The organism is Polynucleobacter necessarius, from assembly GCF_900095185.1.
In the GTDB taxonomy this organism is placed as follows: Bacteria; Pseudomonadota; Gammaproteobacteria; order Burkholderiales; family Burkholderiaceae; genus Polynucleobacter.
Genome location: NZ_LT606948.1, coordinates 335,846 through 350,998, shown reverse-complemented (window position 1 = coordinate 350,998; position 15,153 = coordinate 335,846). Strand labels below are relative to the sequence as shown.

At 45.0% G+C, this 15,153-nt stretch carries 18 protein-coding genes and 1 pseudogene; 10 read left to right on the top strand and 9 right to left on the bottom strand.

Annotated elements, in window-relative coordinates:
• Positions 1-14: 14 nt before the first annotated feature.
• From DXE31_RS02155 to DXE31_RS11940, 3 genes are read right to left on the bottom strand one after another with little or no spacing between them, the layout of a single operon-like run.
• Positions 15-770 carry an HdaA/DnaA family protein gene (locus tag DXE31_RS02155; protein ID WP_114697653.1) on the bottom strand — a complete coding sequence of 252 codons (756 nt, stop codon included), beginning with the start codon at positions 768-770 and terminating at the stop codon, positions 15-17.
• A gap of 11 nt (positions 771-781) precedes the next feature.
• Positions 782-1,291: an AI-2E family transporter gene (locus DXE31_RS11945; protein WP_269460568.1), complete on the bottom strand. Its 510-nt coding sequence runs from the start codon at positions 1,289-1,291 to the stop codon at positions 782-784.
• 13 nt (positions 1,292-1,304) lie between these two features.
• Complete coding sequence (locus DXE31_RS11940; protein ID WP_269460567.1) at positions 1,305-1,772, bottom strand: AI-2E family transporter; 468 nt, start codon at positions 1,770-1,772, stop codon at positions 1,305-1,307.
• Between the two features lie 83 nt (positions 1,773-1,855).
• On the opposite strand from DXE31_RS11940, the gene purM reads away from it, so the two are divergent.
• The gene (gene purM / locus DXE31_RS02145; RefSeq protein ID WP_114697652.1) at positions 1,856-2,908 is read left to right on the top strand and encodes a phosphoribosylformylglycinamidine cyclo-ligase; all 1,053 of its coding nucleotides are present in this window, start codon (positions 1,856-1,858) and stop codon (positions 2,906-2,908) included.
• Positions 2,909-2,935: 27 nt separating this feature from the next.
• On the opposite strand, the gene miaA is transcribed toward purM, so the two are convergent.
• Positions 2,936-3,940 (bottom strand): tRNA (adenosine(37)-N6)-dimethylallyltransferase MiaA, encoded by a 1,005-nt coding sequence (miaA, locus tag DXE31_RS02140; protein WP_114697651.1) that lies wholly within the window; start codon positions 3,938-3,940, stop codon positions 2,936-2,938.
• A 58-nt stretch (positions 3,941-3,998) separates the two neighbouring features.
• On the opposite strand from miaA, the gene DXE31_RS02135 reads away from it, so the two are divergent.
• Positions 3,999-4,643: a VTT domain-containing protein gene (locus DXE31_RS02135; RefSeq protein WP_114697650.1), complete on the top strand. Its 645-nt coding sequence runs from the start codon at positions 3,999-4,001 to the stop codon at positions 4,641-4,643.
• A gap of 39 nt (positions 4,644-4,682) precedes the next feature.
• Here the strand turns inward: DXE31_RS02135 and DXE31_RS02130 are convergent.
• A pseudogene (locus tag DXE31_RS02130) lies at positions 4,683-5,528 on the bottom strand (SirB1 family protein).
• Between the two features lie 5 nt (positions 5,529-5,533).
• Complete coding sequence (gene murJ / locus DXE31_RS02125) at positions 5,534-7,087, bottom strand: murein biosynthesis integral membrane protein MurJ (protein ID WP_114697649.1); 1,554 nt, start codon at positions 7,085-7,087, stop codon at positions 5,534-5,536.
• A gap of 151 nt (positions 7,088-7,238) precedes the next feature.
• Here murJ and rpsT point away from each other — a divergent pair, with 151 nt between their 5' ends.
• The gene (rpsT, locus tag DXE31_RS02120) at positions 7,239-7,505 is read left to right on the top strand and encodes a 30S ribosomal protein S20 (protein ID WP_114697648.1); all 267 of its coding nucleotides are present in this window, start codon (positions 7,239-7,241) and stop codon (positions 7,503-7,505) included.
• Between the two features lie 73 nt (positions 7,506-7,578).
• On the opposite strand, the gene DXE31_RS02115 is transcribed toward rpsT, so the two are convergent.
• Complete coding sequence (locus DXE31_RS02115; protein ID WP_114697647.1) at positions 7,579-7,893, bottom strand: DUF3579 domain-containing protein; 315 nt, start codon at positions 7,891-7,893, stop codon at positions 7,579-7,581.
• Between the two features lie 152 nt (positions 7,894-8,045).
• Between DXE31_RS02115 and argF the strand changes: the two genes are divergently transcribed.
• The 5 genes from argF (at position 8,046) to DXE31_RS09700 (ending at position 11,217) form a co-directional block, all read left to right on the top strand.
• The gene (gene argF, locus DXE31_RS02110; protein ID WP_174222264.1) at positions 8,046-8,993 is read left to right on the top strand and encodes an ornithine carbamoyltransferase; all 948 of its coding nucleotides are present in this window, start codon (positions 8,046-8,048) and stop codon (positions 8,991-8,993) included.
• A gap of 62 nt (positions 8,994-9,055) precedes the next feature.
• On the top strand, positions 9,056-10,285 hold the full coding sequence (locus DXE31_RS02105; RefSeq protein WP_114697645.1) for an argininosuccinate synthase: 1,230 nt from the start codon (positions 9,056-9,058) through the stop codon (positions 10,283-10,285).
• 120 nt (positions 10,286-10,405) lie between these two features.
• Positions 10,406-10,633, top strand: a complete 228-nt coding sequence (locus DXE31_RS02100; RefSeq protein WP_231969293.1) for a pyrimidine/purine nucleoside phosphorylase — start codon at positions 10,406-10,408, stop codon at positions 10,631-10,633.
• Positions 10,634-10,794: 161 nt separating this feature from the next.
• Positions 10,795-11,031: a hypothetical protein gene (locus tag DXE31_RS02095; protein ID WP_114697644.1), complete on the top strand. Its 237-nt coding sequence runs from the start codon at positions 10,795-10,797 to the stop codon at positions 11,029-11,031.
• An 18-nt stretch (positions 11,032-11,049) separates the two neighbouring features.
• A complete protein-coding gene (locus DXE31_RS09700; protein WP_162785522.1) occupies positions 11,050-11,217 on the top strand; it encodes a hypothetical protein in 168 nt (55 codons plus the stop codon).
• Positions 11,218-11,398: 181 nt separating this feature from the next.
• On the opposite strand, the gene DXE31_RS02090 is transcribed toward DXE31_RS09700, so the two are convergent.
• Both DXE31_RS02090 and DXE31_RS02085 read right to left on the bottom strand, forming a co-directional pair.
• On the bottom strand, positions 11,399-11,920 hold the full coding sequence (locus DXE31_RS02090; protein ID WP_114697643.1) for a DUF192 domain-containing protein: 522 nt from the start codon (positions 11,918-11,920) through the stop codon (positions 11,399-11,401).
• 84 nt (positions 11,921-12,004) lie between these two features.
• On the bottom strand, positions 12,005-12,208 hold the full coding sequence (locus tag DXE31_RS02085; RefSeq protein ID WP_114697642.1) for a cold-shock protein: 204 nt from the start codon (positions 12,206-12,208) through the stop codon (positions 12,005-12,007).
• Between the two features lie 275 nt (positions 12,209-12,483).
• On the opposite strand from DXE31_RS02085, the gene clpS reads away from it, so the two are divergent.
• Together clpS and clpA are read left to right on the top strand one after the other, a co-directional pair.
• On the top strand, positions 12,484-12,840 hold the full coding sequence (gene clpS, locus DXE31_RS02080) for an ATP-dependent Clp protease adapter ClpS (protein ID WP_114697641.1): 357 nt from the start codon (positions 12,484-12,486) through the stop codon (positions 12,838-12,840).
• The gene (gene clpA, locus DXE31_RS02075) at positions 12,837-15,143 is read left to right on the top strand and encodes an ATP-dependent Clp protease ATP-binding subunit ClpA (RefSeq protein ID WP_114697640.1); all 2,307 of its coding nucleotides are present in this window, start codon (positions 12,837-12,839) and stop codon (positions 15,141-15,143) included. The genes clpS and clpA overlap by 4 nt, the downstream gene beginning before the upstream one ends.
• Positions 15,144-15,153: the final 10 nt, after the last annotated feature.

Sequence of the window (15,153 nt, the reverse complement as noted above, 5' to 3'; positions counted from 1 at the left end):
AGGTATTGAATAAATTATTTATGCTGCAAAAGCTGACGTACAAGAGGCAAGGTTACAGCACGTTTGGTTTCTAAAGAGTAAGCATCTAATGCGTCAATCAATCCCATTAGGCTGGGCATATCTCGATAAAAGTGGGAAAACAACCAAGATAATATATCTGGCGATAAAACGAGTCCTCGGGCTTTAGCTGCCTGTTCTAGTGCCTGTATTTTCTCATCATCATCCAAAAGCTGCGTCTGAAACACCAAGCCCCAGCCCAAGCGGGTGCGAAGGTCCTCGCGAAGCTGCAGAGAGGCTGGAGCAGTATTACCGGCCATAAAAATATAGATTGCTTTACTGGCTTGCACTACATTGAGGATGCGAAATAAAGAGCCGACAAGGCGCTCATCTAATTGATCGACGTCGTCTACGGTAATAACAAAAGGAATCGGGCTCCCTACCTTGGATCCTAATTTTTCCTCTAAACGTACCCAGGAGGTAGGGTCTGTAGGATTGAGGATTGCCTGTTCGAGCCGAATAAGATCAGCAGCATTTTGCATGGCATTGAGTAAGTGGCTGCGTCCAGAGCCTGCAGGCCCCCACCAATAAATCCAACGCTGATTTAAGGGGTTGGTAGTTTTTTGATTCTGGGATGTGTTCCAAGAGCACTCAATTTCTTGCAAGGTGGAAACTAAGGCAAGATCTTTTCCGGGGAGATAGTTTTCTAGACTAGCTTTGGGTGAATGGCTGATATCGAGCGCAAATTGTTTTGGAAATGGTGATGTATTCATTACTACTAAATTTATTTTTGATACCAAGAGCTTTGCGTATAGATAGACCATAAGTATTGCAGCAGCACTAAGCTCGCTGCGCTGATTGGTAAGGCTAGAAATACGCCAAAAAAGCCAAATAATTTACCAAACAGAAGTAAGACAAACAAAACCGCTATGGGGTGCAAACCAATCCGCTCGCCTACTAGACGAGGCGTCAGAAGGAAACTTTCCAGAAATTGACCAATGCCAAATAAGATAAGCGCTCCAATAATTTCAGAGTCTGGACCAAACTGCAGGAGCGCTGATAATCCTGCAAGTGTGAACCCGAGAGCAATTCCGATATAAGGAATGACAATCATTAGGGCAGTAAAAACACCCAGTGCTGCCGCGCCTTTGATGCCAATAAAACTTAAACCCGCGCTGTAGTAAACCGCCATGATAGAAATCACAATTAACATGCCCCGCAAGTATTGTGAGAGAATGCTGTCGGTATGTATTGCCAAGTGATGAACTGTTTCTTGAGCTCGTAAAGGAACCATTTTTTTAACGAGACTAAAAAAAATGATCCCAATCCATTAACAAATAAAACATCACAAAAATAATTAGAACCGCATTAACAAAACCAGCAATCACTGAGCTTCCTGATATCAGGACAGTGCTGATGGTTGAAGACATTACACTATCGGCGTTGTCGTTTATGTGTTCGGTAATTGTCTGTGTGGCACTTGTTTTGAGTGTGTTCCAGTCAAGATTGATATGAAATTCGCTGAGTTTTGGGCTTAACCAGGCTTGGGTATTAGTAATCCAATTAGGTAGTTGAGCCTTAATGAGGGGTATTTCATATTTTAGGAGGCTGATCAGGAGACTCAAAATGAAAAAAACCAAGCTAAGACCGATAAGCATTCCCAGGGCTGCAGCGAGTGCGCGAGGCACTCGATGGTTCTCCAGCCACACGCAAACAGGGCGTAGGGCATATGCCAGAATGAATGCGGTAAGAAAAGGGGTAACAATTTCGGTCATCTTTCTTCAATCCTCTAGAATTCAATGATTCTACTGACGAAGTAGAATTTAGTAGTATTTTTTACTAATATTCCGAATCTAATATGATTTCATCCACTAATTCTTCCTCAAAAGGCCTTTCCTACCGTGACGCTGGTGTTGATATTGACGCCGGAGATGACTTGGTTGATCGCATTAAGCCGCTTGCGAAGAAAACGATGCGTGAGGGCGTTTTAGCTGGAATTGGAGGCTTTGGAGCCTTATTTGAGGTACCAAAACGTTATAAAGAGCCAGTATTGGTTTCTGGGACAGATGGCGTAGGTACTAAGCTCAGACTCGCTTTTGAGTGGAATCGCCATGAAACCATTGGCCAAGACTTGGTGGCCATGAGTGTCAATGACATTTTGGTGCAGGGTGCAGAACCCCTATTTTTCTTGGATTACTTCGCTTGTGGCAAGTTAGCGGTAGATACGGCGGCCACAGTTGTTGGTGGAATTGCTAAGGGCTGTGAGCTGTCTGGTTGCGCATTGATTGGTGGTGAGACAGCGGAAATGCCAGGCATGTATCCCCCAGGTGAATATGATTTGGCAGGGTTTGCAGTTGGCGCAGTTGAAAAATCAAAGATCATTACCGGGGCAACCATTGTTCCTGGAGATGTGGTGTTGGCAATTGGCTCTAGTGGGGTTCATTCCAATGGTTACTCATTGGTGCGCAAAATTATTGAGCATGCGGGTGCAAAGCCGACTGATGATTTAGGTGGGCGCTTTTTGGCCGATCTTGTAATGGCTCCCACAGAAATTTATGTGAAGCCACTGTTCAAATTGATTTCTGAGGTTAATGTGAAGGGCATGGCCCACATTACAGGGGGTGGTTTAGTCGATAACGTGCCACGCGTATTGCCACAAAATACTCAAGCAGTTTTACATCGTGATAGCTGGCAAATGCCAGAACTCTTTCGTTGGTTGCAAATGAAGGGTGGCGTAGCTGATGCAGAGATGGTGCGTGTATTCAACTGCGGAATTGGTATGGTGGTAATTGTTTCGCCTGACCAAGCGAAGACAGCAATCAAGTCATTGGCTGAGCAAGGTTTGAAAGCTTGGACAGTGGGTGAAGTGGTCGAACGTCCAAAGGATGCACCGCAAACCATCTTGATTTAAGCAGTTATCGACTGTGTGCACTATTATTTAATTGCTTAAGACTTCCTTACAGGAATCTAAGGCCGTCTTCATCTGTTCGGGATTGAAGGGATCAAATGTTTTTCTTCCCTCGATTGCACGCAGCCAAGTAAGTTGTCGTTTCCCAAGCTGCCTAGTTGCGGCTAATGCTTTATAGCGCATTCGTTCGGCATCAATTTCACCCTCGAGGAATTCCCAGGTTTGCCGATAACCAACCGAACGAATGGCAGGCAGGTCTGCATGCAAGCTCGCATTAGTGCGTAGTGCTTTCACTTCGTCTAAAAAGCCAGCAGCCAGCATCTCGTCAAAGCGTTTCTCTAAGTTGAGATGCAAGCGTTTGCGATCATTTGGCTCAAGAGAAATTAAATGAATCCAAGGCGGAATAGTAGACCCTACTCTACCATCTTCGCTGGGTGAGTCTGCCAAAAGTAATGACATCGGTTTACCAGTAATTGCATAAACTTCCAGGGCGCGTTGAACTCGTTGTGCATCGTTCGGCTCAAGGCGAGCCGCTGTTTCAGGATCAACCTTAGCAAGCTGGTTATGCATGGCTGGCCAGCTCATTGATTTACCCTCTTTATCTAGTCTAGCTCGAATTTCTGGATTGGCAGGCGGTAGAGAGGAGAGGCCATATGCCCATGCCCGCCAATACAACATCGTTCCGCCAACAACGACGGGAGTATTGCCACGCTCCCGAATTTCGGCGCATAAACGTTTTGCGTCATTAGCAAAGCGCGCAGCAGAATAGACTTCAGTTGGCTCAATGATGTCGATGAGGTGATGATTAACAGCTTCTTGTGCAGCTTTTGTCGGTTTTGCACTACCAATATCTAAGCCACGATAAACGAGAGCAGAATCCATGCTGATAATTTCGATAGTGATACCAATTGACTTGGTATACTCGGCCAAAGACATGGCGAGATGGGTTTTGCCTGCACCAGTGGGCCCAACGATACAAAGCGTGGCGACATCATTAGGAGCATGCGTAGGCTGAATGTAGGGTTCAGTAGGCATCCCTCATTATAAGAGCCTGTTAATATCCGCTACAACGCGTAATTTAAAGAGTGAGTTGATGGATACCTTTTTGCAAATCAGCGATTTATTGCTGCATATCGATAAACATCTAGATGTAGTAATTCAGCAATATGGCCCTTGGGCATATGGCTTATTGTTTGTCATTGTTTTTGTTGAGACAGGATTGGTGATTGCACCCTTTTTGCCAGGCGATTCACTTTTGTTCATTGCAGGCGCCTATTGCGCCACTGAGCATTTTAATATTTGGACTCTTTGTAGTGGTTTATTAATCGCGGCGATTGCAGGTAATACCGTGAATTATTTCATTGGTCGCTGGATTGGAAAAAGGGTCTTTAGTAGTCAATCCCGTTGGATTGATCAAGGCGCTCTATTGAAGACGCATGCTTTTTACGAAAAGCATGGTGGAAAAACCATCATCTTGGCACGCTTTTTGCCTATTATTCGAACATTTGCCCCTTTTATTGCCGGTGTATCTGAGATGAATCTCTCACGCTTTCAATTCTTCAACATCACTGGGGCTGCACTTTGGGTCTTTAGCTTGGTGATTGCAGGATATTTTTTTGGCAATATTCCTGTGATTCGTCAGAATCTTAATGTCATCGTGTTGATTGGGGTTGGCGCTGCTGTTATACCAGTGGTGATGGCAGCTCTCTGTAAAATCTTCCAGCGCAAGCAAAACTAAAGAAGTTAATTAAAGCACTAAAGCCTAAACCATTTGGCTTTAGTGCAGCTTTGCCTGACTCTCTAGGGTCGCCATATGCTCGCGAATATCTCTTGCATCTTCAGCTTCCGGAGCTTCGCTGAGGTAGCGAAGCATATCTTCTAATGCCGGCCGCAAATACTCGAGGTGCGCGAAGATTAATCCCTGAGCACGAATTTCTTCGATGGAATCTGGAAGAAGAATGACCAAGCGCTCCTGAATTCCAAGTAAGCGCTCTCAGCGCTCATGTGCTGAGTAGATCATCTGTAGATTTCTTAGGAAGTGCGACAGAATCTCGCGTAGTCTAGAGACCCGCAGGAAAAGATTTAGGGGCAGGCTAAGTTCGCCTCGATACCCTTTGGCATCGAGATCAAGCTCTAGCATTTCTTGGCGCTGGATTTTTGATAGCGACTCACCAGTTAAGGGATCTATCATCACATCACCTTGTTGCAAGGTGATGCGCATCATGAAGTGATTTGGAAGAGATACGCCACGAATCTTTAAGCCAATTTGATTACCTAATTTCATCATCAGGATAGCTAAGGAAATTGGAATACCTCTGTGCTTCTCAAGCACGTAATGTAAGGATGAATTTTCGGGAGCATAAAAATCATTTGGGTTTGGACCAAAACCCAATTCGGTATAAAAGAAATGCTTCAGAATTTGTAAGCGTTGAATTGGTGTGAGGTATCAGGAGTTACGCGCGACTTTAATTTGTTGCCTAATTGATTGAGCTTATCTAGGATACCTTTAACCTCTAAGTCAGGATAGGCATGTTGTGCGACTGCAATTGCCTGCCTCGGTAAGTGGCAGGTGATCGTCTTCAGCAACTAAGGAGGTGAAATGGTCGAATTGTTGTGTTGGCATATCATCTATTTTGCATGACGCAAGAATTTTTGCCAGCGAATTCCTACTAAACTTAAGGCTGCAAAATAAACAATGGCTGCTAGTCCAAGCCACATTGCTACCAGTCCAATCCGTAGCCAAGGCTCAGCCTGAAGGGCAATCCAATTACGTGCACCCGCAGCATAAAAAAGTATTGCCGAGAAAGGAATCAGAGCTAAGAGTAATTGGCCAAGGTACTTAATCCAGGCTGAACTGGGTAAGGCGCCTCGGCGGTGTAAGTTTGCCCATAGTAAAGCGGCATTAAGGCAGGCCCCTGTTCCAACTGATAAAGCTAGACCAGCATGACCGAACCAAGGAACAAATACCAGATTAGCTAGTTGAGTAACGACTAACACTATCAAACCAATTTTCACTGGAGTACGGATATCTTGTCGTGAATAAAATCCAGGCGCCAAAATTTTTACCAGAATAAGGCCAATGAGACCAACGCCATAAGCGGCTAACGCTCGTTGCGTCATGAGCACATCAAGAGCATTAAATTTGCCATAGTGATATAAGACTGCAGCGAGTGGTTCGCCAAAAATAAAGAGAGCAAGTGCGCAGGGTGCAGCGAGTAGAAATGTGAGTTGCAATCCCCAAAGCAGTAGCTCACCAGCGTGTGCCAAATCGTTTTTTGCATTCGCCTTACTAAGGCTTGGCAAAAGAACAGTGCCCAAGGCAACGCCCAACAATGCTGTTGGAAACTCCATCAACCGGTCCGCATAAGATAGCCAAGACACGCTACCTGGTTGCAAACGTGAAGCAATATTCGTGTTGATGATGAGAGATATTTGCGCAACGGATACGGCAAATACTGCGGGGCCCATCAGTTTGAGTACGCGTCTCGCGTCAGGATGAGAAACTGCTGACTTGATTGCACCGGGTAGTAACCCAATGCGGGGTAGTAGGCCAAGACGTGCAAGCGGGGGAATTTGAATTGCTAATTGCAAAACACCCCCAAAAAGAACGCCAATACTGAGCGCATAAATTGGTTGTTCTAGGTGAGGTGCTAAAAATAGGGCGCTACTGATCAGAGCTAAATTGAGTAAAATGGGGGTAAAGGCGGGAATGGCAAAACGTTGGAAAGTATTCAAAATCCCTGCCGATAGCGAAACAAGCGATATCAGTCCAATATAGGGAAACATGATGTGGGTCATTATCACGCTGGCATCGTAGGCAGGGCCATCCTTAAAGCCCGTAGCAATAGCCAAAATGAGTGCTGGGGCGCCGATCATCCCTGCCAATACAGTCAATAACAAAGCCCAAAATAAAAGGGTTGCGACTGCATTTACAAGGACCTGAGCTTGTTTTTGATCGCCATTACTGGAAATTTCGCCCAAAATGGGTACAAAAGCCTGAGAAAACACCCCTTCTGCGAACAGACGGCGTAATAAATTCGGCAGCCTAAAGGCGACATTAAAGGCATCGGTCCACTCGGAAGCCCCGAAGCTACGGGCAGTTAGCGTTTCTCGGAGCAGGCCCGTGATACGCGAAAGCATTGTGAAGGAGCTGACCTTAGCGACGGCAGCAAGCAGATTCATGAGCCGATTTTCACCTATTTATGGATAGACTGGGTTTTTTTGTGCCTTTAAGGTAAAATTTTGCATTTTGGTGAGCTTGCTTATGAATCGTGCAAGTCCGCAAGATTTTTAACTAGTCGTATTTTGCAATTTATAGAGGCAAGGTTTAAAGATGGCCAATACAGCACAAGCGCGTAAGCGTGCACGCCAAGCAGTAAAACAAAACGAACACAACTCCAGTTTGCGTTCCAAGTTGCGTACTTCCATTAAGGCAGTTCGCAAAGCAATCGAAACTGGTGATAAAGCTTCTGCTGCAAAAGTGTTTGCAGCAACTCAATCAACTATCGACAAGATTGCTGATAAAAAGATTGCGCATAAAAATGCTGCTGCACGTCAGAAGTCACGTTTGTCTGCAGCTATCAAGGCGATGGCAGCGTAATGCAGATTTAGTTTTAGGCTGGTCGAAGTAGTTTCGATCTAGGCCCGCTCCTCAAGAGAGCGGGTTTTTGTTTTTAAGGCTGGGCTGGGGCTGTTGGGTTGAACTCACATGCCTCTTCGATTGGTAGGCTATTGTCTTTAGCAAAATTCATGACAAAGTCTAGCGCTCTAGGATCTAGGTCCCCCAGTTTGGTATCAATAACAACGCATTTCACTTTTGAAATAAGCACTGGTCTGACATAGGGCGAATAAGTGAAGCGAGGGTCACCGGAATCACCGGGCGGGCGAAAAGCAGCCATCACCCCGCACAGACGCTCTGCCCAATCGCTAGGCCGAAATGGTTTGCCAGAAGTAGTAATGCCTTGAATGAAAAGCGTTTTGTGGTTCAAGGTCGCGTAATGATGATTGTGAGAAATAGCATGACTAAGCCCTCTAGCTTAACAGCCCGAGTTGGCCGTAATATGACTTTAGAAACTATTTTCGTGCAGCGAAATGTTTGAAGAAAAGAATGCAAGCTAACACTTTAGTCGAAAGCTCAACTATGACATCTCTGGCAAAGCCTCAAGTGCCCGGTCAGGTAAAGCACTATCTGCAGTTTTCCGACCTCAACCGTGAGGAATACGACTATTTGCTTAAGCGGTCAGCATGGCTCAAGGCTAAATTTAAAAGTTATGAAACCTGGCACCCTCTGCATGACCGCACTTTGGCAATGATTTTCGAAAAGCATTCCACTCGTACTCGTCTATCCTTCGAGGCGGGCATACATCAGCTTGGTGGCCACGCCGTGTACCTGAATACTCGTGATACGCAGTTAGGTCGTGGCGAGCCTGTAGAAGATGCTGCGCAGGTGATTTCACGGATGACTGACATCATCATGATTCGCACCTTTGGTCAGGAAGTGATTGAACGTTTTGCATCAAACTCACGCGTACCAGTGATTAATGGTTTGACAAATGAGTTTCATCCTTGTCAGGTCTTGGCTGATATTTTTACTTTTGTAGAGGCTCGCGGTCCGATACAGGGAAAGACAGTCACTTGGGTGGGTGATGCCAACAATATGGCCTATACCTGGTTACAAGCAGCTGAGTGTTTAAATTTTCAGTTGCGTTTCTCTGCTCCAGATGGATATCAATTGGATCCGGCGCGTTTGACGGCTAATGCTGTAAAGCATTTAACCATTTGTGTTGACCCTAAGGAAGCATGTGAAGGTGCGGATTTAGTTAGTACAGACGTTTGGACGAGCATGGGTTATGAAGCTGAAAATACCTCGCGTATGAATGCTTTCCAAGACTGGATGGTCGATGAAGAGCTGATGGCTTTAGCTAAGCCCGATGCGCTATTTATGCATTGCTTACCAGCACATCGTGGCGAAGAGGTTTCAGCTGGAGTCATTGATGGCCCACAGAGTATTGTCTGGGAAGAGGCAGAGAATCGTTTGCATGTTCAAAAGGCTTTGATGGAGTATTTACTCTGTGGCCGATTGGATTAACTAATTTTGTATTGATGAACGGTTGTTGGTTATTGAATAACTTTTTGATTGAATAAGAAAACATGTCCGATATTAAAAAAGCAGTTTTAGCGTATTCAGGTGGTCTAGATACGAGTGTGATCTTAAAATGGCTTCAAGACACTTATGGCTGTGAGATCGTGACCTTTACTGCAGATTTAGGTCAGGGCGAAGAGCTTGAGCCAGCGCGTGCTAAGGCTTTGCAATTTGGCATCAAACCAGAAAACATTTTTATTGATGATTTGCGCGAAGAGTTTGTGCGTGACTTTGTTTTTCCGATGTTCCGTGCCAACACTATTTATGAAGGTGAATACCTTTTGGGTACATCGATCGCACGCCCACTGATTGCTAAGCGTCAAATCGAAATAGCACGTTTAACTGGTGCCGATTCTGTCTCTCATGGTGCTACTGGTAAAGGTAACGATCAGGTTCGCTTTGAGTTAGGGTATTACGCACTGGAGCCAGGTATCAAAGTCATCGCTCCGTGGCGCGAATGGGACCTCCTTTCGCGAGAGAAGTTGATGGCTTATGCCGAAAAGCACGGCATTCCAGTTGAAATGAAGCATAAGCAAGGAGGGTCTCCTTATTCTATGGATGCTAACTTGCTTCACATCAGTTATGAGGGCCGTCATTTAGAAAACCCGAATGCTGAGGCAGAAGAGTCGATGTGGCGCTGGACAGTGTCTCCAGAAAAGGTGCCGGATGCCCCAAACATTATTGAGATTGAATTTAAGGCTGGCGATCCAGTTGCGATTAATGGTGAAACTTATAAGCCGCATGAGTTGCTGGCAGAGCTCAATCGCATCGGTGGAAAATGTGGCATTGGTCGCCTTGACCTCGTTGAAAACCGCTTTGTTGGTATGAAGAGTCGCGGTTGTTATGAAACTCCAGGCGGCACTATTCTGTTAAAGGCACATCGTGGTATTGAGAGTATTACCTTGGATCGTGAAGTAGCTCATTTAAAAGATGATTTGATGCCACGGTATGCACACTTAATTTATAACGGCTTGTGGTGGGCGCCAGAGAGACTTGCACTGCAAACCTTGATCGACCATACGCAACAAGCTGTTCATGGCGTAGTACGTTTGAAGCTCTACAAAGGGTCTGTTTCCGTAATATCGCGCGACTCGGCAAATACTTTGTTCGATCAGAATATTGCTACCTTTGACGATGACGGTGGCGCCTATAATCAAGCTGATGCAGGGGGCTTTATTAAGCTCAATGCCTTACGTATGCGTATTGCTGAAACAGCAAGGCGTAAGCGAACAAAGTAATGATGACAGCAAACTAGAACTCAACAGAACAGAAAGACGCGCAATGCAATTTGATCAAGCTTCCGTAGGTAAGCAAGCCAATGTTTTTGTGATGGTAAATGTGTTTCCCATAGCGTGACCATGCCGAATGGTGTTCGTAAATCGGTCGGTGTTGTGCTGTCGAGTACCCTGCGTTTTGACATCAGCACCAAAGAAATCATGGAGGTAGTTGATGGTACAGCCTTTGTCAGTATCAAAGGTGCCCCAGAGCAAGAGTGCAATGCTGGCCAAAGCTGGGAAGTGGAAAAGGGTGGTTATTTCATCATTCGCGCTGAGCAACCATTGCATTATGTTTGCCGCTTTGAGTAATTAAGATTCTTTTTAAGAAGGCCGCTTACGAGAGGCCTTATTTTTTGCCAGTAAGTTACATTAAGCTATGGCTATGAATATATTAAAAAATATTAGCAACTGGTTTTATTCTTGCACTTTTTACACACTCACTTTCGCATGCGAAATCAGAGAAAATCGATGTGTATGTATATACAGCTCGCTATTCAGACGGCGATGAGATTTCTTATGTTTTTGTGCCATCAATCACATCAGCACCAAAGTATGTGCTGATCATGATGCTGGGTGGGCATGGAACTATTGGACTAAAGAAAAATCCAGATGGAACACCATTTTTTTCAGGTACAGGAAAAAATTTCTTGGTTCGCACTAGGGGGATGTTTGCTGATAATGATGTGGCAGTAGTTGTAATTGATTGAGGTAGGAGTTTAGATCGTATGCGGGGAGTAGTTGCTGATTTAAAAACTAAATTTCCAGCAGCAAAAATTTATATCGCCGGTACCAGCATGGGTACAACCGAAAATATCTACATGTCGGAGAACATGGATGGTGAAGTCGCAGGCTTCATGCATACTTCTTCGGTAGCATGCAATTGGCGGCCTTGATACTAGAAATCGCAAAAGCAGAAAGTTGATCGTGACTCATAAAAATGATGGATGTCATCGCATCACGCCAACTAGTTCATCTATTGAGAATAGTCAGCGTTACGGTACACTGTTTTTCCTGATGGAGGGAGGGCGGCATTGATGAGGGCAATCCTTGCCAGTCCAGCTGGACATCACGGTTTTAGAGGAATTGAGCAGGAGGTTGTGGATAAGATAAAGGCCTGGATAAAGCAGATTTAGACCAGTAAACCTGCTTTTTGGGTAATCCACTAATCACTGAGCCCGGAACAATCACGCGGTCAGGGAACCATTGTTTATTCATCTCTAAAGCGAAACGAATAGCTGCTTTAGGGCAATGATTATTGGTTGTCTTTGCTTGCATCTCTTCTATATTCACAATCCTTCCATCGTCTGCGATGAATGCAATCGAAAGCGGGATCTTGGTGTTATGCATCCAAAAGCAATGGCCAGCCTTTTGTTCAAACACAAAAAGCATACCCGAGTTTGTCGGCATGCTTGTGCGATTCATTAGGCCTACCTCTCTTGCCTTGGGCGTATCCGCTAGTTCAGCCTGAATCCGATAAATACCCGCTTTGAGTTCAATGATTGGAAGTCCAATATTGACTTGCGCTAAAGCTAGAGCTGGGTAAATGAATAGGGCTAGTGCGAAAAGCTTCTGAGTCAGTTTTTGATTTGTGCGCATGAAAAAGATTTTAAATGGGCTAAATTACAGGCGAAAAAAACCCAGGAACGAATCCTGGGTTTTTAATAATGATCTAAGGACTATTTAAGCCACTTGGATATTGGTAGCTTGCTTGCCTTTAGGACCTTGGGTAATGTCAAACGTCACCTTTTGGTTTTCCTTAAGGGTTTTGAACCCAGGCATAGTAATTGCGCTGAAATGCGCGAACAACTCTTCTTCACCATCATCAGGTTTTATAAAGCCAAAACCTTTTGCATCATTGAACCACTTAACAATTCCGGTCGCCATGCGAACTCCATTACATAAACTTAAAACAACCGTGATGAGGGTAAATACTTTTTAATCAGTCTCAATCCACAACACGCCTAAATAGAACCTCTCTTGAAGCCTACCCCCTGATTGTTTGCCAATTTTGTAGGGGTGTCAAGGAATTATATACCCCTACCCCCTCGTAATTACCCCTTTTTTATAGAAAATTGCCCCAATATGGGTTTTAGAGGGTTTTTCGCGTGTTTTTCGCAACAAGACCCTAGTAAATTAAAGTTTCGATATCTGTGTTTAGAATGTTTCTCATGAGTCGCGTACCAAAAAATCCCACTACTAGCAACCCCGGCATTCCATATGCCGACGATACTGTTCTTTTTGAAAAACAGGCCGAGCAGGTAAAAGCGCCTTCGATGTATAAAGTTTTGTTACTGAATGACGATTACACGCCAATGGAATTTGTGGTGATGGTGATGCAGGAGTATTTTAATAAGGATCATGAAACAGCTACACGCATCATGTTGCAGGTACATTTCGTAGGCAAGGGCGTTTGCGGGATATTTACTCGCGATGTTGCTGCCACAAAAGTGCATCAAGTTATTGAACTATCCCGTGAAGCGGGTCACCCACTACAGTGCACTATGGAGGAAGCATGATTGCCCAAGAATTGGAAGTGAGTTTGCACATGGCGTTTGTAGACGCAAGGACATCGCGACATGAGTTCATTACGGCTGAACATTTGCTTGCTGCTCTGCTAGATAACGCAACTGCTGTAGAGGCTTTGAAGGCCTGTGCAGTCAATATCGCAGAGCTACGTGCGCAACTGAAGAATTTTATTAACGACAGTACTCGAGTTGTTCCTGGTACTGATGAGGTCGATACTCAGCCGACGCTTGGTTTTCAGCGCGTAATTCAGCGAGCTATCATGCATGTGCAGTCCACATCGAATGACAAGAAAGAGGTCACTGGTGCAAATGTTTTAGTAGCTATTTTTGGAGAAAAAGATTCACATGCGGTGTATTTCTTACAGCAGCAAGGAGTCACGCGTCTAGATGTAGTTAACTTTATTAGTCATGGAGTACGCAAAGATCAAACTGAGCAGGTCAAACCTGTTGAGTCTTCACAGGAGACTGAGGAGTTAGCCTCCTCTGGTAAAGAAAGTTCTTTAGAGCAATACACCCACAACTTGAATGCCATGGCTCGTCAGGGCAAGATTGATCCACTGATTGGTCGCGAAAACGAGGTGGAGCGAGTGATTCAGGTGCTATGCCGTCGCCGCAAGAACAACCCATTGTTGGTTGGTGAAGCCGGCGTGGGTAAGACAGCTATCGCTGAGGGTCTGGCTTGGAGAATTGTTAAAGGCGATGTCCCCGAAATTCTGGCTAATGCCACTGTGTATTCCTTAGATATGGGTGCTCTCTTGGCTGGCACTAAGTATCGTGGCGATTTTGAGCAGCGTTTGAAGAGCCTTCTTAAGTCACTGCAAGAACATGCGCATGGTGTTTTATTTATCGATGAGATTCATACACTCATTGGTGCGGGCGCAGCCTCTGGAGGCACACTTGATGCAAGTAATTTATTAAAGCCTGTATTATCGAATGGTCAACTGAAGTGTATTGGTGCAACTACCTTCACAGAGTATCGTGGCATCTTTGAAAAAGATGTAGTCTTATCTCGTCGCTTCCAAAAGGTCGATGTTGTGGAGCCAACAGTGGATCAGACAGTGCAAATTTTGTGTGGGTTAAAGCCTCGATTCGAAGAGCATCACAGCGTGAAGTATGCTGCTGGCGCCCTGGTTGCAGCTGCTGAGCTCTCTGCTCGCTACATTAATGATCGTCATTTGCCGGATAAGGCGATTGATGTGATTGACGAAGCTGGTGCTGCACAGCGAATCCTACCCAAGTCTAAGCAGAAGAAAACTATTGGACGTCCAGAGATTGAGAAGATCGTAGCTAAGATTGCGCGCATACCACCCCAATCTGTCACCATTGATGATCGTAGCAAGTTGCAGACCTTGGATCGCGATATTAAGAGTGTAGTTTTTGGTCAAGATCCAGCGATTGAGGCTTTAGCCAGTGCTATCAAGATGACACGAGCTGGTCTTGGCAAGATTGATAGGCCGATTGGTTCATTTTTATTCTCTGGGCCAACAGGGGTTGGTAAGACTGAAGTTGCAAAGCAGCTTGCCTACATCCTAGACATTGAACTGTTGCGTTTTGATATGTCTGAGTATATGGAGCGGCATGCGGTGAGTCGTTTGATCGGCGCACCTCCAGGTTATGTTGGCTTTGATCAAGGCGGTTTATTAACTGAAGCGGTGAATAAGAAGCCTCATTGCGTGCTTCTCTTGGACGAAATTGAAAAAGCGCATCCAGACATCTTTAATATTCTTTTGCAGGTGATGGATCACGGTACTTTGACAGATAACAATGGTCGCAAAACCGATTTCCGCAACGTTATTATTATTATGACCACCAATGCTGGTGCTGAGGCAATGCAGAAATCGACGATTGGTTTCACTAATGCGCGTGAGTCTGGCGATGAAATGGCAGATATCAAGAAATTCTTCACCCCTGAGTTCCGTAATCGCTTGGATGCCATTGTCTCCTTTCAGGCGCTTGATGCATCAATCATCATGCGTGTGGTTGATAAGTTCTTGATGCAACTTGAAGAGCAGCTACATGAGAAGAAAGTAGATGCAACCTTCAGTCCTGCTTTGCGTGTCCATTTAGTGAAACATGGCTTTGATCCATTGATGGGGGCTCGCCCAATGCAGCGGATTATTCAAGACACTGTGCGTAAGGCGCTTGCAGATGAGTTGCTGTTTGGCAAGTTAGCTCAAGGCGGTCATGTGGATGTTGATATCGATACTGATGGCAAAGTTCAGTTGAGTTTTGATGCTCCTGTATTAACTGGTACAAAGCCTAAAGTAGATGTGGCTCCAGCTGAAGAAATTTAATGAAAGTATT

Excerpts from the sequence above, each read along its gene's own strand:
- DXE31_RS02090 (WP_114697643.1), bottom strand. The coding sequence starts at position 11,920 with ATGCGCACAAATCAAAAACTGACTCAGAAGCTTTTCGCACTAGCCCTA.
- miaA (WP_114697651.1), bottom strand. The coding sequence starts at position 3,940 with ATGCCTACTGAACCCTACATTCAGCCTACGCATGCTCCTAATGATGTC.
- DXE31_RS02100 (WP_231969293.1), top strand. The coding sequence starts at position 10,406 with ATGCCGAATGGTGTTCGTAAATCGGTCGGTGTTGTGCTGTCGAGTACC.
- purM (WP_114697652.1), top strand. The coding sequence starts at position 1,856 with ATGATTTCATCCACTAATTCTTCCTCAAAAGGCCTTTCCTACCGTGAC.
- clpS (WP_114697641.1), top strand. The coding sequence starts at position 12,484 with ATGTTTCTCATGAGTCGCGTACCAAAAAATCCCACTACTAGCAACCCC.
- DXE31_RS11945 (WP_269460568.1), bottom strand. The coding sequence starts at position 1,291 with ATGGTTCCTTTACGAGCTCAAGAAACAGTTCATCACTTGGCAATACAT.
- DXE31_RS02135 (WP_114697650.1), top strand. The coding sequence starts at position 3,999 with ATGGATACCTTTTTGCAAATCAGCGATTTATTGCTGCATATCGATAAA.
- rpsT (WP_114697648.1), top strand. The coding sequence starts at position 7,239 with ATGGCCAATACAGCACAAGCGCGTAAGCGTGCACGCCAAGCAGTAAAA.
- DXE31_RS02105 (WP_114697645.1), top strand. The coding sequence starts at position 9,056 with ATGTCCGATATTAAAAAAGCAGTTTTAGCGTATTCAGGTGGTCTAGAT.
- DXE31_RS11940 (WP_269460567.1), bottom strand. The coding sequence starts at position 1,772 with ATGACCGAAATTGTTACCCCTTTTCTTACCGCATTCATTCTGGCATAT.
- DXE31_RS02085 (WP_114697642.1), bottom strand. The coding sequence starts at position 12,208 with ATGGCGACCGGAATTGTTAAGTGGTTCAATGATGCAAAAGGTTTTGGC.
- DXE31_RS02155 (WP_114697653.1), bottom strand. The coding sequence starts at position 770 with ATGAATACATCACCATTTCCAAAACAATTTGCGCTCGATATCAGCCAT.
- DXE31_RS09700 (WP_162785522.1), top strand. The coding sequence starts at position 11,050 with ATGCGGGGAGTAGTTGCTGATTTAAAAACTAAATTTCCAGCAGCAAAA.
- argF (WP_174222264.1), top strand. The coding sequence starts at position 8,046 with ATGACATCTCTGGCAAAGCCTCAAGTGCCCGGTCAGGTAAAGCACTAT.
- murJ (WP_114697649.1), bottom strand. The coding sequence starts at position 7,087 with ATGAATCTGCTTGCTGCCGTCGCTAAGGTCAGCTCCTTCACAATGCTT.
- clpA (WP_114697640.1), top strand. The coding sequence starts at position 12,837 with ATGATTGCCCAAGAATTGGAAGTGAGTTTGCACATGGCGTTTGTAGAC.